18 protein-coding genes are annotated in these 24,596 nt (G+C 69.7%); 4 read left to right on the plus strand and 14 right to left on the minus strand.

The window, feature by feature from the left end; all coding sequences use genetic code 11:
- Positions 1-62: 62 nt before the first annotated feature.
- Positions 63-437: a helix-turn-helix transcriptional regulator gene (locus tag CLT74_RS12910; protein WP_099846738.1), complete on the plus strand. Its 375-nt coding sequence runs from the start codon at positions 63-65 to the stop codon at positions 435-437.
- Positions 434-1,861, plus strand: coding sequence for a permease prefix domain 1-containing protein (locus CLT74_RS12915; RefSeq protein WP_486582288.1), 1,428 nt, complete (start codon positions 434-436; stop codon positions 1,859-1,861). Before CLT74_RS12910 ends, CLT74_RS12915 begins: the two co-directional genes overlap by 4 nt.
- A 48-nt stretch (positions 1,862-1,909) precedes the next feature.
- On the opposite strand, the gene CLT74_RS12920 is transcribed toward CLT74_RS12915, so the two are convergent.
- The 3 genes from CLT74_RS12920 to CLT74_RS12930 are packed head-to-tail and all read right to left on the minus strand — an operon-like array spanning position 1,910 to position 5,551.
- Positions 1,910-2,662 carry a YqjF family protein gene (locus tag CLT74_RS12920; protein ID WP_099846739.1) on the minus strand — a complete coding sequence of 251 codons (753 nt, stop codon included), beginning with the start codon at positions 2,660-2,662 and terminating at the stop codon, positions 1,910-1,912.
- Between the two features lie 13 nt (positions 2,663-2,675).
- Positions 2,676-4,268, minus strand: a complete 1,593-nt coding sequence (locus CLT74_RS12925) for a GGDEF domain-containing protein (protein WP_099846740.1) — start codon at positions 4,266-4,268, stop codon at positions 2,676-2,678.
- 50 nt (positions 4,269-4,318) lie between these two features.
- Positions 4,319-5,551: an MFS transporter gene (locus CLT74_RS12930; protein ID WP_099846741.1), complete on the minus strand. Its 1,233-nt coding sequence runs from the start codon at positions 5,549-5,551 to the stop codon at positions 4,319-4,321.
- A 271-nt stretch (positions 5,552-5,822) separates the two neighbouring features.
- Between CLT74_RS12930 and CLT74_RS12935 the strand changes: the two genes are divergently transcribed.
- On the plus strand, positions 5,823-7,085 hold the full coding sequence (locus tag CLT74_RS12935) for a hypothetical protein (RefSeq protein ID WP_099846742.1): 1,263 nt from the start codon (positions 5,823-5,825) through the stop codon (positions 7,083-7,085).
- A gap of 75 nt (positions 7,086-7,160) precedes the next feature.
- On the opposite strand, the gene CLT74_RS12940 is transcribed toward CLT74_RS12935, so the two are convergent.
- The 6 genes from CLT74_RS12940 to CLT74_RS12965 all read right to left on the minus strand — a co-directional run bounded on the left by CLT74_RS12940 (position 7,161) and on the right by CLT74_RS12965 (position 15,362).
- On the minus strand, positions 7,161-9,557 hold the full coding sequence (locus tag CLT74_RS12940; protein ID WP_099846743.1) for an RICIN domain-containing protein: 2,397 nt from the start codon (positions 9,555-9,557) through the stop codon (positions 7,161-7,163).
- A gap of 170 nt (positions 9,558-9,727) precedes the next feature.
- Positions 9,728-10,579, minus strand: coding sequence for a sugar phosphate isomerase/epimerase family protein (locus CLT74_RS12945; protein WP_099846744.1), 852 nt, complete (start codon positions 10,577-10,579; stop codon positions 9,728-9,730).
- Positions 10,580-10,586: 7 nt separating this feature from the next.
- Positions 10,587-11,774: a substrate-binding domain-containing protein gene (locus tag CLT74_RS12950; protein ID WP_486582289.1), complete on the minus strand. Its 1,188-nt coding sequence runs from the start codon at positions 11,772-11,774 to the stop codon at positions 10,587-10,589.
- 13 nt (positions 11,775-11,787) lie between these two features.
- Positions 11,788-12,771 (minus strand): ABC transporter permease, encoded by a 984-nt coding sequence (locus tag CLT74_RS12955; RefSeq protein WP_099846746.1) that lies wholly within the window; start codon positions 12,769-12,771, stop codon positions 11,788-11,790.
- Between the two features lies 1 nt (position 12,772).
- A complete protein-coding gene (locus CLT74_RS12960) occupies positions 12,773-13,780 on the minus strand; it encodes an ABC transporter permease (protein ID WP_486582290.1) in 1,008 nt (335 codons plus the stop codon).
- A gap of 76 nt (positions 13,781-13,856) precedes the next feature.
- Complete coding sequence (locus CLT74_RS12965) at positions 13,857-15,362, minus strand: sugar ABC transporter ATP-binding protein (RefSeq protein ID WP_099846747.1); 1,506 nt, start codon at positions 15,360-15,362, stop codon at positions 13,857-13,859.
- A 520-nt stretch (positions 15,363-15,882) separates the two neighbouring features.
- Between CLT74_RS12965 and CLT74_RS12970 the strand changes: the two genes are divergently transcribed.
- The gene (locus CLT74_RS12970) at positions 15,883-19,434 is read left to right on the plus strand and encodes a ThuA domain-containing protein (RefSeq protein WP_099846748.1); all 3,552 of its coding nucleotides are present in this window, start codon (positions 15,883-15,885) and stop codon (positions 19,432-19,434) included.
- 241 nt (positions 19,435-19,675) lie between these two features.
- On the opposite strand, the gene CLT74_RS12975 is transcribed toward CLT74_RS12970, so the two are convergent.
- The 5 genes from CLT74_RS12975 to CLT74_RS12995 are packed head-to-tail and all read right to left on the minus strand — an operon-like array spanning position 19,676 to position 24,596.
- A complete protein-coding gene (locus CLT74_RS12975) occupies positions 19,676-20,653 on the minus strand; it encodes an aldo/keto reductase (RefSeq protein ID WP_099846749.1) in 978 nt (325 codons plus the stop codon).
- Complete coding sequence (locus tag CLT74_RS12980; RefSeq protein ID WP_099846750.1) at positions 20,650-21,525, minus strand: amidohydrolase family protein; 876 nt, start codon at positions 21,523-21,525, stop codon at positions 20,650-20,652. The genes CLT74_RS12975 and CLT74_RS12980 overlap by 4 nt, the downstream gene beginning before the upstream one ends.
- Entirely contained in the window at positions 21,522-22,283 is a 762-nt protein-coding gene (locus CLT74_RS12985) for an SDR family NAD(P)-dependent oxidoreductase (protein WP_099846751.1), read from the minus strand. The genes CLT74_RS12980 and CLT74_RS12985 overlap by 4 nt, the downstream gene beginning before the upstream one ends.
- The gene (locus CLT74_RS12990) at positions 22,280-23,305 is read right to left on the minus strand and encodes an alcohol dehydrogenase catalytic domain-containing protein (RefSeq protein ID WP_099846752.1); all 1,026 of its coding nucleotides are present in this window, start codon (positions 23,303-23,305) and stop codon (positions 22,280-22,282) included. Before CLT74_RS12990 ends, CLT74_RS12985 begins: the two co-directional genes overlap by 4 nt.
- A gap of 55 nt (positions 23,306-23,360) precedes the next feature.
- Complete coding sequence (locus CLT74_RS12995) at positions 23,361-24,596, minus strand: mandelate racemase/muconate lactonizing enzyme family protein (RefSeq protein ID WP_099846753.1); 1,236 nt, start codon at positions 24,594-24,596, stop codon at positions 23,361-23,363.

The following is a 24,596-nucleotide window of genomic DNA, read 5'->3' on the forward strand; positions in this document are numbered from 1 at the left end:
CGCCCTCCCAATACCTAGAACTACTATGCCTCATAGTTCTAGGTATTGGTGGTGGGAGGATCATGAAAGTCACCAAGGATCTCGTCGCCGCCTCGGCGACGCCGATGGTGCTGGGCATCCTGGCCGACGGGGAGAGCTACGGGTACGCGATCCTCAGACGGATCAACGAGCTGTCCGACGGCGAGCTGGACTGGACCGAGGGGCTGCTCTACCCCTTGCTGCACCGGCTCGAACGGCTCGGTCACGTGCAGTCGAGCTGGCAGTCGGTCCCCGGCGAGCGGCGACGCAAGTACTACCGGATCACCGACAGCGGCCTCGCGGAACTCGCCGAACAGCGACGTCAGTGGGACACCGTGGTGAGCGCCCTCAAGGCGATCTGGGTCGATCCCGGCGACGTGCGGCGTTCAGCGACGATCCCGCTCGGAGGTCTGGCATGACCGCGTCCGGCGATCCCGAGGGCACGACCGCGCCCGGCGGCCCGGACGGCGCGACCGCGTCGCCCGGCCAGGAAGGTTTGGCGGACCAGTTCGCCCAGTGGCGACACTACGTCCGACGTCGCCCGGAGTTGCAGCAGTCCGACGCCGAGGAGCTGGAGGACCACCTGCGCGGCTCGGTCGACGAACTGATCGCCGCCGGCCTGCGCCCCGACGAGGCGTTCCTGGTCGCGGTCAAACGGCTCGGCGGCCTGGACGAGTTGTCCCGCGAGTTCGCCCGGGAACACTCGGAGCGGCTGTGGAAGCAACTGGTGCTGACCGGCGGCACCGACGATCCGGAGACCGGCACCCGATCCCGGCGCGACCTGATCGCGATGATCATCTGTGCGGTCGGCGCGGCTGTGTCGATCAAGCTACCGGAGTTGTTCGGCCTGGGTTTCCAACAGGACGGCGACTTCTACGCGCCCAACTTCGCGCTGTTCACACTGCCCTGGCTGGCCGGGTACCTGGCCTGGCGACGCCGGGCCGGGAGAGCGCTGATCGGGGTGATGGTGGCGCTGTTCGCGCTCGGCGCGGTCGCCGCGAACGTCTACTCCCTCGCGGAGGACTCCCAGTCGCTGGTGCTGACCACCATCCACCTGCCCATCGCCCTGTGGTTCGTGGTCGGCCTCGCCTATGTCTCCGACGACCTGCGCTCGTCGCGGCGGCGCATGGACTTCATCAGATTCACCGGCGAATGCTTCGTCTACTTCGTCCTCATCGCTCTCGGCGGCGGCGTGCTGACCGCCTTCACGGTCGGGACCTTCCAGGCCATCGGGATCGACCCGGAGGGCTTCATCGCCAACTGGCTGCTGCCGTGCGGCGTGGTGGCCGCCGTGGTCGTGGCCGGCTGGCTCGTCGAGGCCAAGCAGAGCGTCGTGGAGAACATCGCCCCGGTACTCACCCGACTGTTCACGCCGCTGTTCACCGCCGCGTTGCTGGCCTTCCTGGTCGCCCTGGTCTGGACCACCACCGGCATCAACGTCGAACGGGAGGCCCTGATCCTGTTCGACCTGCTGCTGGTCGTGGTGCTGGGCCTGCTGCTCTACTCGATCTCGGCCCGCGACCCGCTGGCCCCGCCCGGCCTGTTCGACAGGTTGCAGCTCGCCCTCGTGGTCAGCGCGCTCATCATCGACGTGCTGGTGCTCTGGGCGATCACCGAGCGGATCACCGAGTACGGCACCACGCCGAACAAGGCTGCGGCGCTCGGCGAGAACGTCATCCTGCTGGCCAACCTCGCCTGGTCGGCGTGGTTGATGCTGGGCTTCGTCCGCCGACGCACCCCGTTCGCGGCGTTGGAACGCTGGCAGACCGGCTACCTCCCGGTGTACGCCGGTTGGGCCTGGATCGTGGTCCTGCTCTTCCCCCCGCTGTTCAGCTACCTCTGAGGACGGGCCTGCTCGATATCGTCGCTCAGTATTCGGACCGGCCTACGGTCAGCGGGTCTCCCGGGTGGAACCTGCTGACCGGGGCGGGCCGAAGACGACAGGCACGCCTGGTGAGTAGAGCACGCTTGTCGGCGGTCCCTGCGGCGCCGGCAGCCCGGCAGCGGTCACCAGCTCGTCGTCCAGGGCGAGCAGTTCCGCGTGGTGCAGCGGCCAGCGGGGATGCCAGTTCGGCAGGTGTCGGGTACGTCCGTACGCCCGGGTGTGCAGGCCCCAGCGCGCGGTGACGAAGTGGTCCAGCGGCGTCGGCTCGACGATCGGCGCACCGACTCGGACCTCGATCCGGCTCGTCGCGCCGGTCGGGCCCGGCCAGCGACGCCGGCACCGGTAGGTGAGTCGGTCGCCGTCACGCTCCAACTTCATGGCCGACCACAGGTACGGCAGCCGCAGGGTCGCCCGCGCGACAAGCACCGGCACCAGTCGGGACGCGTCGAGTGAACGGAAGACCACCGCCCGCCGACCGGCGCCGTCCACCGAGTACAACCGGACGTTTGTCTCCCAGAAGCTGCCGAAGTACGGCACGCCCGGCCCGAATCCCAGCCCCAGCCCCACCATCCGGAAACCGATCAGACCCACGTAGGTCACTCCGTCGAGCGTGTCGGGGCGGGTGCCGGCGGGCAGCAGCGGTGCCACCCGCTCCGGCTCGACCGGCCAGTGCAGGAAGATCAGATCCTCCCAGCGCTGCCGAAGCATCGCGCGCCTGAATCCCCTGACCGGCGCGGCGTCGACGGGCTCGATGTCCATGTGTCGCTCCAGGTCAGATCCCGGGCTGGCGGCTGCTCGCCCGGTTGCCACCCGCCCGCTTCGCCGCGTACATCGCACCGTCCGCGTGCGCCAGGGTCTCGCCGAGGGTGTACGCGGAACCGCCGGCCACCCCGACGCTCACCGCCACCTGCCACGCCGGCATCCCGGCCACCGCGTCGACGGTCCGCTGGGCGACCTGCTCGGCGGCGCCGAGATCCGCTCCCGGCAGGATCGCGACGAATTCGTCACCGCCCAGCCGGGCGACGAAATCGTCGCGGCGGACACTTGCCGCGATCACCTGCGCCACCGCCCGCAGCACGTCGTCGCCGGTGGCGTGCCCCAACGAGTCGTTGATGTCCTTGAACCGGTCCACGTCCACGATCAGCACCGCCACCGGATCGGTCCCGGCCGCCGTGGGAGTGGCCAGGCGCTCCAGGAAGTTGTCCAGACCACGCCGGTTGGCCACCCCGGTGAGCGGATCGATCCGCGCGGCCCGTTCGGCCCGCTCGTGCTGCCACCGCAGCACGTCGTACGACTGCATGGTCACCGCCGCGTGCAGCCAGCGGTGTCGCTGACGCCAGAGCAGTTCGGCGAGCGCGTCGCCGTAGGTGAGGCCCGGCACCGCGTCACGCGCGCCGTTCTTGGCGAGCAGCACCGCGTGCGTACGGTGCAGCGCCGCGGTGATCAACCAGTCGTTGTCGGGGGACAGGCCGGTGACCGCCTCCTCGATCACGCGCAGCGCCTCGCCCGGTCGCCCCGACCGACTGAGCGCGACCGCGTGGAACGGCCGGCACAGCAGTTGCTCCTGGTGTCCCTGTCCGACGCCGTGCTCCTGCAGCGACGCCAGTACCCGGGGGATGTCCTCCGCCGCACCGGCCGGGTCCTGGCGGTCGGCGCGGGCGCATGCCGCGAACAGCGACGCGGAGAGCCGCCACACCTCCGCCTTGGGTCCGGAGGCTTCCGTCATCGCCCGCACCGCGTGCTCCTCGGCCACTGTGGTGTGCTTCTCCGCCTCGGCGACCTGACCCACCTGGTACAGCTCCAGGGCCCACATCAGGTTGAGTTCGGCCAGGTTGCACAGCCACATCGCCCGGTTGCCGTTGTCCGGGTACCCGGGTCGGCAGGTCGTCTCGTACGCCGCCTGGAACTGGGGCACCGCCAGTTCGTAGAGCCGCAGCTTGGCGTAACCGATCGCGAGCCCGGTACGGGCGTTGCCCTCGATCACCGGATCGGGTTCGCCGGCCAGCAGGGCCGTCTCCGCGCGGACGAGATCCCGCAGGACGGCCTCGATGTCGTACTCGGCGATGTCCTGGTCGCCGAGGCGAAGCCGACGGTCGGCGCGCAGTGACAACGCGCAGGAGCGCCACCCGGCGCTGTTCTCCCGCTCCGCGGCGACGAGCATCAGATCGGCGGCGGCGATCGCGGCACGTAGGTCACCGAGTCGGGTCAGCGCCACGACGCGGGCGAAATGCATCGCCGCCGGACCGTCGCGCAGTTCCCCAGTCGGTTCCCGCAGCGCCGCGACCGCCTCCGCCAGGACCTGGGACGCGCCACCGGCCTGCGCCTCCTCCAGTAGCCGCAGGGCTCGGAGGGTCACATCGTCCATGCGGTCTCCTCCGCACCCGCCCAGGGAAGAACAGCCCGATGGTACGGTAATCAGCTCTCTTCGATAGCCTCCGACCGGTTCGGACGCTGCGCCAGCGGTCGCCAGGCGGCGAGCGTGACGACCCCCATCGCCGCCGCGGCGATCCAGAACGGTGTCGTGATGCCCCAGGTGCTGGCGATCAGGCCGCCGAGAAGGGACCCGACCGCCGCCCCACCCAGATCCAGCACCGCGTAGGCGCTGCCGACCCGGCCGAGCAGCCGGTTCGGCACGAGCCGTTGCCGCAGCGATGCGACGGTGACTCCCCAGACCATGCCGTGGGCGCTGAAGACGACAAGCACGATCACCACGACCCAGACCGCCGTCGTGGTGGCCAGGACCAGGTGCGTGACCATCTCGATGACCAGCCCGGCCCGCAGCACCACGGTTCGTCCGAACGTCCGGACGAGTCGGGTCGCCACCGCCGTGCCGGCCAGCCCTCCCACCGCGAACGCGGTGAGCAGGAAGCCGTAGCCGACGTCGGAGACGCCCAGCCGCTGCCGGCAGTAGAGCACGAACACCGCGAACGCGGCGCAGAAGGCGACGTTGCCCAACCCCATGCTCAGGGCCAGGGTCCGCAGCAGCCGATGCCGCCACAGCCACCGCACCCCCTCGGCGATCGAGCGGAAAATCGGCGGATGCGCGGTGGCCTCCGGTGTCGGCACCGGGGTCGGCCGGATTCCGGCCAGCAGCGCCGCGGCGACGGCGAACGTGAGTGCGTTGAGGCCGAACGGTGCCGCCGCGGCGATGACGAACAGCCAGGCGCCGAGGGGTTTGGCCACGAACTGGTTGCCGATCGTGAAGGTCGCGTAGAGCCGCGCGTTCGCGCTCGGCAGCCGGTCGGGTGCGACCACCGACGGCAGCAGCGCACCCATCGCGGTGTCGGCGAGCGTCTCCCCGGTGCCGAGCAGGAACAGCACCGCGTAGAAGACGGCCACCGTGACGGTCCCGGTGGCGATGGTGACGGTAAGCGTGGCGAGCGCAACGGCCCGCACCAGGTTCACCGCCACCACCAGACGACGCCTGTCGAGCCGGTCCGCGTAGGCCCCGCTGAGCAGGGCGAACAGCAGCCAGGGCAGCTGTTGTACGAAGACGGCACCGGCGATCAGCGCCGGGTTGTCGGTGATCGAGGCGACCAGCAGCGGACCGGCCGCCATGGTGACGCCGTCACCGATGTTGGACACCGCCGAGGCGGTCCAGAGTTTGGCAAAGTCCGCACCAAGACGCGCGGATACCAGGGCACGCAAAATCGCTCCTCGAGCTGAAAAGGGAAACGGCCGTCAGGGACCGCTCCGCAACGAGGAGCACCGCCACCGTCGGTGGACCGACGGTGCGCGAGGGTCAGCGCACGGTGGGCTCTCGCGCCGGAGCGGGGGCCGTGACCATGTCGAGGCGCATCTCAACTCCTGTCCGTCGACGGATGTCGAAGCGGACGATAGTCAACCGATCCCGTATCCGACACCGGTTTGCCGGGTCACGCTGGTCCGTGATCGCGACGCGTGTCGATACAGTGACCCGGTGCAGCAGATCAGCCGGCGGCGGTTCCTCGACGAGACGGTGGCCGTCACCCGGGAACGGGACGCCACCACCCACCTGTACCTGATGCTGCGCGAGGGCGGCGGCATCGGCGTGCAGTGGGAGCAGCCCGGTGTCGACCATCTGCGGGAGTACCGCGTCGTCGAAGCGGACGGACCCGCCTGCCCGCACTGCGTGATCATCGAGGCGGTGGTGGAACTGGCCCCGGTCCTGCCGCTCGACATGCTGCGGACGGCCCGTTCCCGGGTGCAGTACGAGACGGTCCTGCGCGCCGGCATGCTGCCGGCTCCGGCGTTCGCCCGGCAGGCCGCCAGTCGTGAGGTCACCTGGCTGGGTGACTGCCACGGCGCGGCCGGCAATCCGCACACCGGCGCGGACTGTGCGGAACACGCGGCGATCGTTCCGTCGGTGGTCAGCGATCCGCTCGACGTCGACCCGGTGGCCGTGCTGCCCAGGGCGCTGCGCGAGATGACCGGGCCGATCGACGTGCGGGAGCGGCTGCGGCTAGCCCGCGACTGGCGGGACACCGCCGGCGAGGTGGCCCGCCGCAGCCGGTACGCCGAGACGGCCTGGGGTTTCCTGCGCGGTTCCGCGGTGCTGGGCGTCCCCGCCGCCGGTGTTCCGGGGGTGGTCTACGCCCTGGCTCCCGACGCGCCGGCCGACGACCGCCCCTTCGCCGAGCGGTACGCGACGACGGTGCGCGCGCTGTCCGGTAGGACACCCCTGACGTACGCCGACCGGGTGTGCCTGGTGCCCGACCCGGTGCCCGGCAGTGAGCGGATGCCCAGCTTCGCCGGTGCTGTCGACATCGCCGCCGGCCAACCGGTACGCACGTTGCGCCTGCCGACGAGCCGCCGGCCGCTGAGTCGGCTCGGTCGAGGGATCCTGCTGCTGTTCGAGGCTCGGCACACGATGCTGACCCGGCAGGTCCAGCAGCCCCGGGACTGGGAATCCGAGGCGGCGTTGCACGTCTTCGAGTTCGGCATGCTTGAGGAGATCGGCGGCCCCGCGTACACCTCGGCCGTCGCCGCCTACCTCGACGCGCTGCGCCGCGAGGGCGATCTGCTCGCTCGACCGCAGAAGGTCCTCGACCGCCGTCAACGCAAGGCCCTCGCGCAGATCTTCGGCGACATCGACGACCAGGAACTGCACCTGTGGGGGTCGGTCGCCTACCGCAACGCGATCAAGCTGATGCTCGGCAGCCAGGCCGCCTTCGCCGAACACCTGCGACGGCAGGCGTCCTGATCGCGACGACGTGTGTCGACGCCGGACCGCGCGGCGTGGCAGGGGTGGGGTCGGCGTACCGACCCCACTCACCCGTCAGTTGCGCAGGGTCCACTGCTGGTTCGTGCCGCCGTGGCAGGCCCACAGGTGGACCACCGTGCCGTTTGTGGTGCCGTACCCGCTGGCGTCCAGGCACAGCCCTGACTGGGCACCGGTGATGGTGCCGTTGGCGTTGACGTTCCACTGCTGGTTGACCTGGCCGTTGCAGTCCCAGATGATCGCCAGCGTGCCGTTGCTGGTGCCCTGCCCGGAGGCGTCGAGGCACTTGTTTCCGTACACCATCAGTTGCTTGCTGGCGGTGTAGGTCCAACGCTGGTTCGTTCCGCCGTGGCAGTCCCAGAGCTTCGCCTGGGCGCCGTTGGCCGTGCTCGCGCCGTCGACGTCCACGCACCGGCCGGACTGGGTACCGACGATCTGCACGCCCTGCGGGTTGCTGGTGCCGCCCTGCGGGCCGGCCCCGGCCATCACCGCCTGGGCACCCGAGGGCCAGTTGCCGTTGGTCACCGTGACGTTGCCGGAGACGACGTTGCCCCGGTCTCCGTTCGTCACGTTGCTGCTGCCGTTCGTCGACCAGTTGTTGGTGACTGTGAAGTTGCCCATGTTCTCGGCGTACCAGTAGTTGGCGGTGGCCCAGGTGCCGGTGGACGAGAAGACGTTGTTGCGGGCGGTGTAGTAGCGCGAGCCCTCGTCGAAGTAGAGCCCGAAGTAGCCGTTGGTCCGCAGGCAGTAGTTGTCGCTGATCAACCCGCCGGGGTTCGCCGACAGCGTGTAGATGCAGCCACCGTCGTTCATCTGCTGCATCACGTCGTGCACGTAGTTGCCGATCAGCCGGTTGTTGGACGCGGTGGTGGCCGTCGTGTAGCGCGGTTGGTAGTTGTACAGGCCACGGCCGGCGTAGTGCTCGCTGCCGCCGGCGTCGTTGGCGCCCCAGCCGTACCCGATGGACATGCCGGTGTACGGCATGTTGTAGACCTCGTTGTACGAGACCGTGGAGTTGGTGACGTAGGTGGTGAGCACCGAGACGATGCCCCGGTACTCGATGCCCAGGTCGTGCAGGCGGTTGTTGCTGATGGTGATGTCCCGGTTCACCATGCGCTGGTCACTCGGGTGGTGGGCGTCGGCGCGTACGCCACCGACGACGATGCCACCTGCCGCGTTGCGGGCGATCTCGGAACGGGTGACGGTGATGTTGCTGGTGCCCAGACCGACCCCGCTGGCGTGGGCGTTGGCGTCGTTGCCGATGCCGATGGCCGTCTGGCCCAGGTTGACGAACTGGGAGTCGCTCAAGGTGATGTTGTTGGCGGCGGAGATCTGCACCGCGGCGGGCATCTGCTGCCAGTTCGGCCGGGTGGCCTCGAACTGCGGACAACCGTTGTGGCAGGAGGTGAAGCTGGGCCAGTTCCAGTTGCCGTAGATGTACGCGCCGGTCTGCTGGTCCACGTAGCCCTGGTTGCTGCTGGCACCGAGCCAGGTCGTGCCGGTGAAGGTGATCCCGGTGAACGAGATGTGGTGTGCCGGCGAGGCGTAGGTCCCGCCGAGGTTGACCAGGGACTGCTGCGTCGGCAGTTCCACGCTGACGCTGCTCATGTTCTGTCCGGCGAGCGGGATGTAGGACAGTGCGCCGGTGCCCGGGTCGAGATACCACTCCCCCGGCGTGTCCAGGAACTCGTAGGCGTTGGCCAGATAGAGCGGTCCGGCCCGGTGTGGGCTGGTGAACGTGTCGTACCCGAAGTTGTTGTTGCTCCAGCCGGGCTGCTGCATCCGGATGAGGTTTCCGCTGATGCTCTGCACCGAGACGTACCTGTCGGTGAACGAGTTGACGCTCTCCATCTGGATGCGGCTCTGGTTGGCCAGGTTGTTGAGGTAACTCAGGGCGCTGCTAGTGAACCGCATCCCGGTGCTGTCCGCGGTGAAGTCCGCGCGGTTGACCTGGGTACGGGCCCGGGTGGCGAGCGCACCGTTGACGTAGAGCTGGCGGGTGTCGGTCCCGGCGCCGACGTTGGCCCGCCAGATGTTGCGGCCGGCGTCCACCTGCGTCCAGCCGGTGACCGCCCGCGCGCCGCTGATCACGGGACGGGCCGACGGTGCCGCCTGCCAGATCACCCGGTAGCCGTTGGTGCCGGAGTCGGCGGCGGTGAACCGTAGCGGCGACGACAGCCGGTACACACCGTTGGCCAGTTGCACGACGATGTCTCCCGACATCGAGGTGTTCATGGAGCGGACGACCGACTGCGCGCCGGTCAACGAACACGGCTGGGCGGCGGTGCAGCTGCTGCCACCACCCGAGGGGGACGCGTAGAGCGTGGTGGTCGCGGCCAGGGCCGGGGCGGCGAAGGCTGTCACGGCGGCCACGGTGGCCGCTGCGGTCAGCGCCACCGTCGCGGCCGCGGCAAGCACCCGTCGGGGTGCGGCGGGCGATGGAGGTACGGACACGGGGGTCTCCTTACCTGGGCGGGTGGTGCGGTGTGGTGGGTGGCATGTGGACGGCAGTTCATCATACGAATGATGTCTGCGCAAGGATCGATTGAGATCACGCCCGGGTGAACGTAGGCCGCCCTCGCGGCGACCCCGTCGAACGGGAGTCGCCGCGAGGGCGGCACAGCTCAGCCGAGGATGCTCCGGAGGTAGGTCAGGCCGTCCCCCGCCAGCCGGTCCGGTGACGGCGCCAGCGGACGCCAGATCGAGGCGGCGGTGGCGATCGTCGCGTTGTCCGGGGTGAACGACTCGATACAGATCGCGCCCCAGTAGCCGGTCGCGGCAAGCGCGGCGAGGATCCGGGGCCAGTCCAGGTGGTCCGCCCCAGGCGCTCCCCGGTTGGTGCCGCTGACCTGGACATGCTTGATGTGTGGACCCGCTGCGGCCAGCGCCGCGTACGGGTTCGCCTCCTCGATGTTCATGTGGTACGTGTCGATCATGAGCCCGACGTTCGACGGCAGACCGTCGATCATCTCCACGGTCTGTTCGAGCGTGTTGACGACACTCGTCTCGTAGCGGTTGAGCGCCTCCACCCCGATGGACACACCCCGCTCGCCGGCCCGGTCGGCGACCGGTGCCAGCGCCCGGCGGAACTCCGCGTAACAGGCGACGCGTTCCGCCGGGGTCATCCGCCAGGTCCGGCCCACCGACGCGTAGACCGGACCACCGACACACGGCGCGCCGATGATCGCCGCACTGTCCACACAGCTGTCCAGGTACGCCACCGTGGCCTCCACCACGGCGGGTGCCGCGTTCACGAGTTCCCGTCCGGGCGGGGTGACCGCGCAGACGCCCGCCGCGGCCAGTCCGTACCTCGCGAGCAGGTCCCGGACCTGGTACGGATCCCAGTCGCCCGGCTGCTCGACAGGCAGTTCGACCGCGTCGAACCCGAGCGCCGCGATCCGAGGGATCAGCTCGGCCAGGGCCTCGCCGGTGACCGGCGAGGCCCAGACCCAGGGATTGACACCGACGGCACGCACCGGACGCCTACTTCCAGCGCTGCGGGTAACCCGGCAGGTCGGTGCAGCCGCACATCGCGTAGTGCAACGGCGGCATGTTCGGGTCGAGGTAGCTGTCCAGGTTCTCCTGGGTGATCGTCGGCTGGGGCAGCTTCCACGGGGCGGAGACCTGCTGGCCGTCGAGGATCCGCAGCGCCGCGATGATCGGCGTACGCCACTGGTAGGTCGGATACGTGGGCGCGATCGCGGTGAGTCCCTCGTCCTTCCACATCTTCAGGAAGTCGAGCTGGTCCTCACCGTTGATCGGCGGCACCGGCTGACCAGCGTCCTGGAACGCCTCCACCGCCGCGACGGCCACCGCGCCCGCGTCCATCCAGACGCCGTCGATGGTGCCGTGCCGCTGGATGTAGTCGTTCACGATCTTCTTGGTCTTCGCCGGGTCGCCGTCGGTGAACTCGACCCCCACCACGTCGACCTGCGCCTTGTCGAACGCGACCTTCGCGGCGGACCACCGGGTCTCCAGCACGTCGACGCCGGGCAGGATGCGCAGCGCGAGGACCTTGCCGCCGGGCTTCATCTTCTGGCTGACGAACTCCGCCCCGACGTGACCGAACCCGTACCCGCCGATCGGGTTGATGAAGGTCACCGGGCAGTCGGTGTCGACGCCACGGTCGAAGACGACGACCGGCAGGCCGGCCTTGCAGGCCGCCTCCACGGCCGGGGTGAGCGTGGCGGTGGTGTTCGGCGAGACGATGAGTGCGTCGCAGCTCTTTCCGAGCAGGTCGTTGATGTCAGCGATCTGCTTCTGGTCCTTGCCCTCGGCGTCGACGTGGACGAACTCCTTGATCCGGTCGCCCTGCGCCTCCACCTCGGCCTGCATGGTCTTGTAGCCGACCTGTCGCCACGGGTTGTTCAGCGCCGCGTTCGAGAAGCAGATCTTGTGGGGACCGGCCTTCTTGAACTTGGCGGTGTCCACCATCTTCGGGTTCAGCACCTGCTCCCACGGCTTGTCGGCCGGTCCGGTCGGTGCGGCGTCGAGCAGCGCGAGTTCGTTGTCGTAGTCGGCCTGCACGAAGAACTTCGACTGCTCGCCCGTGCCGGCCCCGGCGGGCGGCGCGGAGGAGGCGTCCGACGGGGTCGCAGCGGGCTCGTCGGTGGCACAGCCGGCGAGTGACACCAGGAGGAGCGCGGCCGTGGCCGCCATGCGTCGTTTCATTGAGGAGTTCCCCTTATCTCGACGTAAAACGCCGGGTTGAGACCGCCACGGCGAACAGGATGATGGCGCCCTGGACGGTCGGTCTGAGTGCACCGGAAACGCCGTAGAAGTTCATGAGCGTGAAGAGAAGTTCCAGGGTCAGCGCGCCGAGCATCGCGCCGACCACCGAGCCACGGCCGCCGCCCAGCGCGACACCGCCGAGCACGACAGCGGTGATGGCGCCGAACTCCAGGCCGGCACCGGCCTGGAAGGACACCCCGCTGTAGCCACCGATCAGGATCGCCGCGATCGCGGCGGCGAGGCCGCTGAGCATGAAGGCGATGGTCCGGGTACGGCGCACCCGGGCGCCGCTCAACTCCGCCGTGCGCGGGTTGTCCCCCACCGCGACCAGGACCCGGCCGAAGTCGGAGCGCATCAACAGCACCGCGAGCGTCGCGAGGACCAGCAGGACCAGCAGGGCGTACGGGATGCGGTCGAGCACCGGCACGTCCTCGAAGGCCCGCCGGCCGAACCGGCGGAACTCCTCGGACAGCCCGCCCTTGGGCGCGCCGTTCGACCAGAGGTATACCGCCCCCACCAGGATCAGGAACATGCCGAGGGTGGTGATGAACGAGGGCACCCGCAGGCGCGTCGTGATCAGCCCGTTGACCAGCCCGACCAGCACCCCGCCGGCGAGCATCACCAGCACCACCGGCCAGGTCCGCGACGGATCGCTGTCGATGAGCCGCGCGGCGACCACCACCTGCGCGGTGACCAACGAGCCGACCGACAGGTCGAACTCACCGGAGACGATCACGAAATACTGACCGGCGGCGAGCAGGATGATCGGTGCCGAGCGGCCGAGGAAGGACATCAGGGACGCCGGAGCCAGAAAGTCCGGCTGCCGGACGGTGACCAGGACGAGCAGCACCGCGAGTATCGCGAGCAGGGGCAGGAGGCCGCCGCGGCGTACCCGGGTCAACTGTGGCGGCAGCGGACGACGCTGAAGGAGCTGCATGTCAGACGTCCGCCTTTCGCATGGCCCGGCGGGCGTAGACGGCCACGGCGGCGATGATGATGGCTCCCCGGATCACCTGCTTGAAGAAGGCGTCCACTTCGAGCTGGTTGAAGATGGCGTCGATGCTGGCGAGCAGCAGGACGCCACCGAGGGTGCCGATGACGCCGCCACGGCCACCGGCGAGAGCGGTGCCACCGATGACCACAGCGGCTATCGACTCCAGGTCGTAGAGACCTTCGGTACCCACCCGAGGAGCACCCGAGCCGAGCCGACTGGCCAGGTAGATCCCGGCGAGCCCGGCGCAGAGTGAGCAGAGCACGTGCGCGACGACCAGGACCCGGTCGTTGCGGACACCGGAGAGCCGGGCGACCTCCGGATCACCGCCCACGGCGACCAGGTGATGACCGAACCGGGTCCGGTTCAGCGCGAACCAGCACGCCGCGGTCACCGCCACCAGCAGCAGGAACGACAGCGGGACCGGACCGATGCGCTGATACCCGAGGGTCTGCACGAGCCCTGGTGAGGTGCTGCCGGCCGGACCGTCGTAGCCGTTGTCGAGGTATCCCTTGAGCAGCAGCCCGACGCCGAGGGTGGCGATGAAGGCGTTGATCCGCAGCTTGGTGACCAGCAGCCCGTTGAGCAGCCCGACAGCGGCGCTGACGGTGAGCGCCAGGCCGACCGCCGGCAGCAGCGCGCCGTCGCTGCCGTTCATCGTCTCGGCCGCGACGAGGGTGCTCAGGCTGATCACGTAGGCGACCGACAGGTCGAGCGACCCGCCCAGGATGACCAGGGTCTGGCCGACGGCCACGAGACCCAACCCGGCGGCGACGTGCAGCAGGCTCACCGTCGTCGACTGGTTGAACAACTGACCGCCGTCGAGCATGACGACCAGCCAGCCGATCGCCAGCGTGATGCCCAGCGCCACGAACACGCCCGGCACCGGCCGTCGAGTCGGCCGCAGCGACAGAGCGCTGCTGAACCCGATGGTTCGCTCGCTACGCTCGCTCACGCCACCGCCTCGCTTCGCTCCCCGGCGGCGCGAGACGCCACGCTGCTGAGCCAGATGGTTCGCTCGCTACGCTCGCTCACGCCGCCTCCCGTACCGTGCCGACCGCCAGGGCGACGACGTCCTCTTCGGTGGCGCCGGCGGGCAGCTCACCCGCGACGCGGCCGTCGCGCATGACGAGCATCCGGTCACTCATGCCGAGCAGTTCCGGCAGCTCGGACGAGATCATCAGGACGGCCGCACCCGCCCGGGCGAGCCGGCGGACGAGGTCGTGGATCGCCGACTTCGCGCCCACGTCGATGCCCCGGGTGGGCTCGTCGAAGAGCAGGATCAGCGGGTCGAGGGCGAGCCACCTGGCCAGCACCACCTTCTGCTGGTTACCGCCGGACAGGAAGCGGATCTCCTGATCGTCACCGGCGGACCGGACCTCGACGGCAGCGAGCAACTCGCGGACCCGCACGGTACGCGCCGCGTGTCCCGAGCGGGCCGGGAAGACCGCCCGGCTGGCGAGCAGCGCGTTGTCGAGCACCGACTGTCGGGCGGCGATGCCCTCGCCCTTGCGGTCCTCGCTGACGTACGCGACGCCGGCCCGCGTCGCCGCACGCGGCGAGCGCAGCCGGGTCGGCGTACCGTCGATCGTGACCACGCCTGTGGTGAACGGCTCCACCCCGAACAACGCGCGGGCCAGTGCCGACCGGCCGGAGCCCTGCAGGCCACCGATCCCCAGCACCTCGCCCGCGCGCAGGTCCAGGTCGATGTCGCGTAACTTCCGGTTCCCACCACCACGTACGGAGAGCCGGACCGCACCGACGTCCTCGGCAGCGGCCCGGTCGGGATAGTAGCTGGACAGCTCCCGCCCCACCATCTGGCGTACCAGATCCTCCGCGGTGGCCTCGGCGGTCGGCATCGTCCGCACCCGGCGGCCGTCCTTGAGAACCGTGATCCGGTCGGACAGGTCGAAGACCTCGGTCAGCCGGTGCGAGACGTACAGCAGGCCGATGCCCTGCTGCTGGAGCCGTCGCACCAGGCCGTAGAGCAGTTCGACCTCGTGGTCGGCCAGCGCGGCGGTGGGCTCGTCCATGATGAGCAGGCGCGCGTCGAGGGCGAGCGCCTTGGCGATCTCCACCACCTGTTGCTGGGCGACGCCGAGGCGGCCCACCACCGCATCGGCGGGCAGTGCCGTCTCCCCGATGGTGGCCAACAGATCCCGGGTGCGGCTGAGCATCTGTCGCCTGTCGACCAGACCGCGTCGCTTCGGCTCATGGCCCAGGTACACGTTCTCCGCGACGGTGCGCTCCGGCAGGAGATTGAACTCCTGGTGGATGATGCCGATGCCGGCCCGCTGCGCGTCACGCGGACCGCCGAAGACCCGTGGTTGGCCGGTGAACTCGACGGTGCCGCCGTCCGGGGCGTACCCGCCCGAGACGATCTTCATGAGGGTGGACTTGCCGGCACCGTTCTCCCCCACCACGGCGTGCACCTCGCCTGGGGCGACATCGAGATCGACACCGTCCAGGACGCGCACCCCGAAGAAGGACTTGCTGATGCCGCGCAGGGCGAGCAGCGGCACCTGTCGATCTGACATTCAAGAATCCTTACGGATAGTAATCGCCAAGGGCATTGGGTGCGCCACCTCAGAGTCCACTTACGACAGGCCGATCACCTGGCTTTAGTTGTCGAACGCGATGCTTCCTGTTCTCGTGCTCAAACTTTCGCTTGACACAACCGAAACATCACACGTATGAAGATAGATGCTCGGGGATAGGTACGCAATCCCCGATCTTCCCGGACTCCCGGCCGGGCTGGCGACAGGCAACGATGCCAGGTCAGGTCCACTGGGGAGCGCGTGCACCACCGATCCGTCCCAGCTATGTTGTCGTTAACATCAATACATGTCCATATCGACACTATTTAGGCTCTCCGCCACCACCGGGCCGGAACCCAGCCAAATGTGACTCTGCGTGACATTCAGTAGAGCCGCACCGGCGCGACGAACGCCGCACACGCACCCGTCGCGCCACACCAGGCACCACCCGACGCGCCGTCGGAGGTGACCGGACTCGTGGTCGCACCCCCTGTTGCCCCCGCCCCGACGAGGAGACGGCATGCGTCGTAAGACAGCCATCATCGGACTGATCACCGGTCTGTTACTGGCGCTCGCGCTGGTCCAGCCGGCATCAGCGGCTCCGGCCTTCCGCGCCCTGTTGTTCACCAAGACCACCGGCTACCGGCACGACTCGATCCCCGCCGGGGTCTCGATGTTCCAGCAGCAGGCCGCGTCCGACAATTTCGAACTGGTGCACAGTGAGGACTCCAGCGTCTTCACCGCAGCGAACCTGGCCACCTTCGATGTCCTGATCATGTTCCAGACCTCCGGCATGGTGTGGACCTCGGCCAGCCAACGCCAGGCGGTGGAGGGCTACCTCGCCAGCGGCAAGGGCATCGTGGCCATCCACAACGCCACCGACATGGGAATCGAAGCCGAGTACCCGTGGTGGGACCAGACCATCAACGCGGGCGCGCACATGCCGGAGCACTCCCCCGGCGTGCTGCCCGGCACCGCCATCGTCGCCGACAAGAAGCACCCGTCGACGGCCAGCCTGCCGGATCGCTGGAACCGCAGCGAGGAGTGGTACAACTTCGACAAGAACCCGCGCGGCGAGGTGCACGTCCTGGTGACAGCCGACGAGCGCACCTACAACCCGGGCTCCCGGGCGATGGGCCCCGATCACCCGATCTCCTGGTGCCGTAACACCGGCGGCGGTCGGGTCTGGGCCACCGCCATGGGCCACGCGATCGCGTCCTACAGCGAGACCCACTTCCGCAATCACGTCCTCGGCGGGGTGAAGTGGGCCGCCGGCAACGAGCCGGGTGACTGTGGCGGCACCGTCTGGGGCAACTTCGAGAAGCGGACCCTCGACAGCAACACCGTCGACCCGATGGCGCTGGCCGTGGCACCCGACGGCCGGGTGCTCTACGTCCAGCGGGGTGGCCAGGTCAAGATCTTCAAGCCGAGCACCAGCAGCACCGTCACCGCCGGCACGCTCAGCGTCTACACCGGCGGCGAGGACGGGCTCACCGGGCTGGCGCTCGACCCGAACTTCAGCACCAACGGGTACGTCTACCTGTACCACTCGCCAGCCAGCAGCTCCACCGACGTCAACCGGGTCTCCCGCTACACGCTCACCGGCGACACGTTGAACATGTCCAGCGGGGTCACCATCATCGACATCCCGGCGTACCGGGACCGGACGTACCCGGAGCCCGGCCACACCGGCGGGTACATCGCCTTCGGGCCGGACGGCAACCTCTACATCGGCACCGGCGACGACGTCGCGCCGAACCTCGACCCCAACTGGCAGGGCTACGCACCGCTGGACTGGCGCTCGGGCAAGCACATGCTCGACGCGGCACGTACCGCCGGCAACACCAACGACCTGCGTGGCAAGCTGCTGCGGATCCGGCCCTCCGCCAGCGGCGGCTACACCATCCCGTCGGGCAACCTCTACCCGCAGGGTACGGCGCAGACCCGGCCGGAGATCTACGCGATGGGCTTCCGCAACCCGTTCCGCTTCTCGATCGACCCGGCCAACGGCTGGGTCTACCTGGCCGACTACGGACCGGACCGGAACCCGCCGACCACCAACCGGGGCCCCGAGGGTCTCGTCGAACTCAACGTGATCAAGGCGCCGGGCAACTACGGCTGGCCGTTCTGCCACGGCGACAACCAGCCGTACGCGCCGTACAACCCGGACACCGGCGTGGTCGGCGCCAAGTTCAACTGCGCCGCGCCGGTCAACAACTCGCCGAACAACACCGGCCTGACCAGCCTCCGGCCGGTCGTCGCACCCAACATGTGGTACGGCTACGGCACCTCGCAGAACTTCCCCGAACTCGGCTCCGGCGGCTCCGGACCGATGGGCGGACCGGTCTACCGCTATGACCCGGCGAACCCGTCGGCGACGAAGTTCCCGCCGTACTACGACGGTGTCCACTTCTTCTACGAGTGGTCGCGCAGCTACATCAAGGAAGTGCACTTCGACTCGGCCACGGCGGTCACCCGCACCAACCCGTTCCTGCCCACCAGCCGGTTCAACAAGCCGATGGACCTTGAATTCGGTCCGGACGGCTCGCTCTACCTGCTGGAGTGGGGCACCAACTTCGGTGGCGGCAACAGCGACTCCGGCCTCTACCGGATCGACTACGTCCAGGGCGGCCGGTCCCCGATCGCCCGGGCCACCGGCACGCCCACCAGCGGCAACGCCCCGCTGACCGTACAGTTCTCCAGCGCGGGGTCGATGGACCCCGATCCCGGTGACACGATCAGCTACCAGTGGACGTTCGGTGACGGCACCACCTCGACGGCGGCCAACCCGTCGAAGGTCTACACCAGCAACGGCAACTACACCGCCCAGTTGAGGGTGACCGACAGCTCGGGCAAGACCGGCTTCGCAAACGTCCAGATCACCGTCGGCAACACCGCTCCGGTGGTCACCATCACCACCCCCGCGAACGGTGGCATGCTCACCTTCGGCGACCGGGTCTCGTACCAGATCACCGTCACCGACCCGGGCGGCGCCGCGATCGACTGCAGCAAGGTCTTCCTGAACCCCGCGCTCGGGCACGACGACCACGCGCACGAGACCACGGACTACGCCGGCTGTTCAGGGACCATCCCCACCGACCTGCTCGGTGGTCACCCGGACGGCGCCAACCTGTTCTACGTGCTCAACGCGCGCTACACCGACAACGGTGGCGCGGGCGGCGCCGCCCCACTCACCGGCCGTGCCCAGGTGATCCTCCAGCCCAAGCACAAGCAGGCCGAGTACTACAGCAGCCAGTCCGGCATCCGGGTCATCGACCAGGCCGGCGCCCAGAGCGGCAAGCGGATCGGGGACATCTCCAACAACGACTGGATCGCCTTCACCCCGATGAGCCTGTCCGGCATCAACACCGTGAGCTACCGGCTGTCGTCGCCCTCCGGCGGCGGATCGATCGAGCTGCGGGCCGGCTCGCCGACCGGCACGCTGCTGGCCACCACACCGGTGCCGAGCACCGGCGGTTGGGACAACTACCAGTCCACGCCACCGGTGAACGTCTCCGCCCTCGCCGGTACCCACACCCTGTACCTGGTCTTCAAGGGCAGCGGCAACAACTGGTTCGACCTTGATTCGCACACCTTCGGCGGCCCTGGAGTGGGGGTCGGTGACCCAGGTGGCAGTGGGATCGCCGGCCGGACGTGGACGATCACCGCGCAACACAGCAACAAGCTGATGGACGTCAGCGGCGTGTCCACCGCCGACGGGGCACAGATCCACCAGTGGGCGGCCACCGGTGGTAACAACCAGAAGTGGCAGGCGGTTGACGCCGGCGGCGGCGCCGTCTACCTCCGGGCCGTCCACAGCGCCAAGTGCGCGGAGATCACCGGCGGCTCCACAAGCGCCGGTGCCTTCCTCCAGCAGGCCACCTGCAACAACAGCAACCAGCAGAAGTTCACCGCGACGGCCACCGGCACCAGCGGGGTCTACACGGTGAAGAGTGTGCTGAGCGGGCTCTGCCTCGATGTCAACGGGGGTGCCACCACCGACGGCGCCCGCCTGTTGCAGTGGACCTGCCACAGCGGCACCAACCAGCAGTGGCGGTTCAGTCTGGCCTGATGGTCACTGAGCATCACGATGGTAAGTGACGTCTCCGGTCGGGACCGGACTCCGGTAAGCGGAGCCGGTCCCGACCCGGAGGCGTGCGGAGCCACTGCGCCAGGGCACGGCCTCGGACCCGTCTCACGAGGCCGTGCCCGATCCGTCCGCCGGCACACCGGCTCCACGCGGGTCGGATGCCGAGCAATAGAGCGGCGACGTCCCTGGTCCGCCGGGGCGGGCCAGGGACGTCGACCAGACCTCAGAGCGAGGCGAGCAGCCCGGCGGTGGCCAGCGACTCCCAGAGTTCGTCGGGTACCACCGCCTCCGAGCGACCTACCGTCTCCGCCATCTGCGTCCCGTTACGGACACCTACCACAGTCGAGACCACGGCCGGGTGTCGGCGGACGAAGGCCAGCGCCGCCTGCGGCAGGGTGACCCCGTGTGCGTCGCAGACCTCGGCCATCCGTCGCGCCCGCTCGATCAGCTCCGGCGGGGCCTGCTGGTAGTTGTAGAACGCGTCGGCCGGCGGGCGGTCCCGCGACAGCAGTCCCGAGTTGTAGACGCCCGCGATCACCACACCCACTCCGCGACTCTCCGCGAGCGGCAGCAGGTCGTCGGCCGCGCCCTGTTCGAGCAGGGTGTACCGGCCGGCGCACATCATCACGTCCACGTCGGTCTCCCGGACGAACCGGGCGAGCATCGCCGACTGGTTCATGCCGGCCCCGATCGCACCCACGACGCCCTGGTCGCGCAACTCGACAAGGGCGGGCACCGCCTCCTCGGCAGCCTGCTCCCAGTGATCGTCAGGGTCGTGCAGGTAGGCGATGTCGATCCGGTCGAGGCCGGCGCGCTCCAGACTGGCCTCGATGCAACGGCGTACCCCGTCCCGGCTGAAGTCCCACACCCGGCGGTGGTCCGCGGGCACGTCGAATCCCTCAGGGTCGCGCAGGTGCGCGTCCTGCGGCGACGGCACCAGCAGTCGTCCGACCTTCGTCGACACCACGTACTCGTCGCGTGGTCGGTGCCGTAGCGCGCTGCCCAGGCGACGTTCGGACAGCCCGAGGCCGTAGTGCGGGGCGGTGTCGAAGTAGCGCACGCCCGCCGCCCAGGCGGTGTCCACGGCGGCGGCGAACTCCTCGTCCGTGGTGCCCCGGTACAGGTTGCCGCCCTGGGCCGCACCGAGACCCAGCTCGGTGAGGCGGATCGCCGGACGGCGCGGCAGTACGTGTGTCCTCACGAAGCCTCCAGTCGGTAGTGACGCCGGGCGGTGTCCGCCCAGACCGCCGCGCGGTCGGTCGGGTCGAGCTCCGCCAGCAGCTCCGTGACCGCCTCGACCCAGCGTGGGTACGAGGTGGCCAGCAGGCTCACCGGCCAGTCCGAGCCGAACATCAGCCGCTGCGGTCCGAACACGGCCAGGGCGTGGTCGACGGCGGGTCGGAGATCCGCCACCGTCCAGGGTGACCCGGGTACCTCGGTCGTCAGGCCGGACACCTTCGCCGTCGTGTTCGGCGCTTCGGCGAGTGCCCGTAGGCCCCGCCGCCAGTCGTGGAATTCCGGGGAGCCCAGCGCGGGCTTGCCGAGATGGTCGAGGACGAACCGTACCTCCGGCAGGTGATGCGCCAGCCGAGCGGCCATCGGCAGTTGGTGTTGCCGGACCAGCAGGTCGAAGACCAGGCCGGCGGCGCCCACCGCGGCGATGCCCCGGCGGACGTCCGGGCGGTCCAGGTAGGCCGGGTCGGTCTCGCTCTGCACGAGATGACGGATGCCGACCAGGTACTGCCCGCCGGGGCCAGCGCGCAGCCGGTCGAGGCGGTCGGCGATGTCGTCGGCGGTCAGGTCCACCCAGCCGACGACACCGCTGACCAGGGCGTCGGCGGCGGCGACCCGCAGCAGGTCCGCTGTCTCCCGCACCGAGGCGATGGACTGCACGACGACGGTGGCGGTGACGCCCACCGCCCGGGCCAGCGGGGCCAGGTCGACGAGTTCGAAGTCGGCGTCGATGGCCGCCATGGTCACCGGGTCGATCCACGGCTGCGGGTGCCGTGCGCGGACCCACAGGTGGTGGTGGGCGTCGACGATCCCTGCCGCCCCGGACGGTGCGTCGGTCATCGGCCCAGCCATCCCCCGTCGACCGGCAGCACTATCCCGTTGACGTAGTCGGAGGCCGCCGAGGCCAGGAACACGGTGGCGCCGCCGAGGTCACCGGCGACACCCCACCTACCGGCCGGGATCCGGGCGAGGATCGCTTGGTCGCGGTCGGGGTTCTCACGCAGCGCCCGGGTGTTGTCGGTGGCGATGTAGCCGGGAGCGATGGCGTTCACGTTCACCCCGTGGGCCGCCCACTCGTTCGCCAGTGCCTTGGTGAGCCCGGCCACGCCCGACTTCGACGCGGCGTACCCGGGCACCGTGATGCCACCCTGGAAGCTGAGCAGGGACGCGGTGAAGATGATCTTCCCTTGGCCACGCTCGACCATCGTCCGACCGATCTCCCGACTCAGCACGAACTGGCTGTTCAGGTTCACCTCGATCACGTGGTCCCAGATCTCGTCGGGGTGCTCCACGGCCGGGGCGCGGGCGATGGTGCCGCCGTTGTTGACCAGGATGTCGATCGGCCCGAGCGCGATCAGATCACGGGCCAGCCGGCGGACGGCGGCCCGGTCGGCGAGGTCGGCGCGCAGCGCGGTGAACTGCCGGCCGGCGGCGCGTACCCGGCGTCCCACCTCGCTCTCCTCCGGTTCGAGGTTCGCGGAGACGCCGACGATGTCGGCACCGGCCACGGCCAGCGCCTCGGCCATGGCCAGGCCGATGCCGCGCCGGGCCCCGGTCACCACAGCGGTCCGTCTGGACAGGTCGAACAGCTTCGTCACCTGTCGCCCTCCCGCCAGTCGAGCAGCACCTTCATCACACCGCCACCCTCCAGCGCGGTGAACGCCTCGGTCGCCGCCTCGGGCGGCTCGACCCGGGAGATCAACTGCCGGGCCGGGATCGCGCCGGAGGCGACCAGCCGGATCGCCTCCACCATGTCGTCCCGTTGGTAGAGGCGGGCGCCGAGCAGTTCCAACTCGCGCCAGAAGAACCGGTGCAGATCAACCTCTCGCGGCCGGGGATGGATCGCCACCATCACCAGTCGTCCCCTGGCGGCCAGCACCTCGACCGCCGTGCCGACGCCCGCCGAGGCGCCGGAGACCTCGAAGGCGACGTCCGCGCCCGCACCGTCGGTGCGGTCGGCCACGAACGCCGCCACGTCGACAGCGCCCGGGTCGACGGTCTCGATGCCGACCTCGCCGGCCACGGCTCGCCGCGCCGGGTCCGGCTCGACGAGCAGGACCCGCGCGCCGCGACCCTGGGCGACGGTGCCGATGAGCACCCCGATCGGCCCGCCACCGACCACGACCACGTGATCGCCGGAGGTCACCTGCCCGCGACGCACGTCGTGCACGGCGACGGCCACCGGCTCGACGAGGGCTCCGTGGTCGAGCGGCAACTCCTCGGGCAGCGGCAGGACCAGTTCCGCCGGCACGTTCCAGGACGACTGCATCGCACCCGGCGAGTCGATGCCGAGGAAGTTCATGGCGTGGCAGATGTGCGAGTTGCCGCGCTGGCAGGCGGCACACCTGCCGCACCATCTGGTCGGCAGCACCGTCACCGGCTGGCCGACGGACCAGCCCGTGACGTCCTCGCCCAGCGCCGCTATCCGCCCGGACATCTCGTGCCCGATGATCGCGTCAGCACCGACCCGGGAGTCCATGTCCCCGTGGTAGATGTGCAGGTCGGTGCCGCAGATCCCGGTGTAGGCCACCGAGATCCGCACCTCGTCGCGCCCGGGTGCCGCCGGCTCACGTTCCTCGACTCCGAGGTGCCGTGCCCCCCGGTAGACCACTGCCTTCATCGATCCTCCGTATCAACAACCGCCAGCCGCGTGCCGCGACCAGCCGTCGGTCCGCTCAGTGACGTCCGCTCGGCGACACCTGGTTGCTGTTGTGTGCCGGTGTTGCAACCCGCGCCAGCGGGAAGCCGGCGGCGGGTACCACCTCGTCCGTCGCGGCCAGCAGCCGCCGCCCGGCCTGCTCCGGCCGGACGTTCGGTCCGTCGACCGCCGGTGCCTCCGAGTGCCCGTCCACCGCCCCGATCCGCTGTTCGTCGAGCGTCAGGCCGAGTCCGGGCGAGTCGCCCAGGACGAAGGCACCGTCCTCGACATGCAGGTCGACGGAGACACCGACAGGTGACAAGAGGTTCTGCAACTCGCTGGTCAGGTGGTTCGGCACCGAGGTGGCCGCGTGCAGCAGCCCGATCGGGCTGTTGCCGATCGGGCTGACCGGCAGGTCGTAGGCGTGCGCCAGGGCGGACACCCGGAGGAAGTGGGTGACTCCCCACACCGCTGACGTCTGGACGACGTCGACCGCGCCGGCGCCGATCAGCGGACGGAACTGCTCAAGACCGGTGAGGTTCTCCCCGGTGGCGACGGAGGCGCGCACGCCCCGGCCGACGGCGGCGAGCCCTTCGGCGTCCCAGCGCCGAACCGGCTCCTCGATCCAGATGAGGTCGAGGGTGCGTTCGAGTTCGCACACGTGCCGGACGGCCTGCTTGCGGGTCCACGCCTCGTTGACGTCAAGCATCAGGCCGGGCCGGAGTCCGTGACCGGCCTCGGCCAGCACCTCCCGGACCAGGTGCAGCCGGTGTCGGTCCTGCTCGATGTCGAGCCCGCCCTTGAGTTTCGCCGCCCGCAGCCCGTGCGCGGCATAGCGGGTGTACGCCGCGACGAGTTCGTCGTCGGTCAGGCCGATGTCTAGGCCGGAGGCGTACGCCGGAACCCGTCGGTCACGTCCGCCCAGCAACCGCCACAGCGGCTGACCGGCGGCCTGCGCCTTGATGTCCCAGAGTGCGGTGTCGAGCGCACCGATGGTGCCGAACACCGGGCCCGCGTGACCGGCCTTGAAGGTGTGTCGCAACATGCGGTCGTACAGCGTGGTCACCGCGCGGGGGTCCTCCCCGTCGATGGCCGCGAAGATCCGCTCGATCTCGACCTGCGGGCCGATGCCGACGCCCGAGAGCCCCTCGTCGGTCTCCACGACGACGATCGGCACCGGGACGTTGCCGTTGGCGATGACGCCGTTGGCGTCGCCGACTGGGCGCCCCCATTCCTGGATCGTGGTGAGCGTCCGATATCCGGTGATGCGCAT

The sequence above is a fragment of the Verrucosispora sp. CNZ293 genome (genome assembly GCF_002754655.1).

Coding starts and splice junctions, on each gene's coding strand:
- CLT74_RS12910 (WP_099846738.1), top strand. CDS start 63: ATGAAAGTCACCAAGGATCTCGTCGCCGCCTCGGCGACGCCGATGGTG.
- CLT74_RS12915 (WP_486582288.1), top strand. CDS start 434: ATGACCGCGTCCGGCGATCCCGAGGGCACGACCGCGCCCGGCGGCCCG.
- CLT74_RS12920 (WP_099846739.1), bottom strand. CDS start 2,662: ATGGACATCGAGCCCGTCGACGCCGCGCCGGTCAGGGGATTCAGGCGC.
- CLT74_RS12925 (WP_099846740.1), bottom strand. CDS start 4,268: ATGGACGATGTGACCCTCCGAGCCCTGCGGCTACTGGAGGAGGCGCAG.
- CLT74_RS12950 (WP_486582289.1), bottom strand. CDS start 11,774: ATGAAACGACGCATGGCGGCCACGGCCGCGCTCCTCCTGGTGTCACTC.
- CLT74_RS12955 (WP_099846746.1), bottom strand. CDS start 12,771: ATGCAGCTCCTTCAGCGTCGTCCGCTGCCGCCACAGTTGACCCGGGTA.
- CLT74_RS12965 (WP_099846747.1), bottom strand. CDS start 15,362: ATGTCAGATCGACAGGTGCCGCTGCTCGCCCTGCGCGGCATCAGCAAG.
- CLT74_RS12970 (WP_099846748.1), top strand. CDS start 15,883: ATGCGTCGTAAGACAGCCATCATCGGACTGATCACCGGTCTGTTACTG.
- CLT74_RS12980 (WP_099846750.1), bottom strand. CDS start 21,525: ATGACCGACGCACCGTCCGGGGCGGCAGGGATCGTCGACGCCCACCAC.
- CLT74_RS12990 (WP_099846752.1), bottom strand. CDS start 23,305: ATGAAGGCAGTGGTCTACCGGGGGGCACGGCACCTCGGAGTCGAGGAA.
- CLT74_RS12995 (WP_099846753.1), bottom strand. CDS start 24,596: ATGCGCATCACCGGATATCGGACGCTCACCACGATCCAGGAATGGGGG.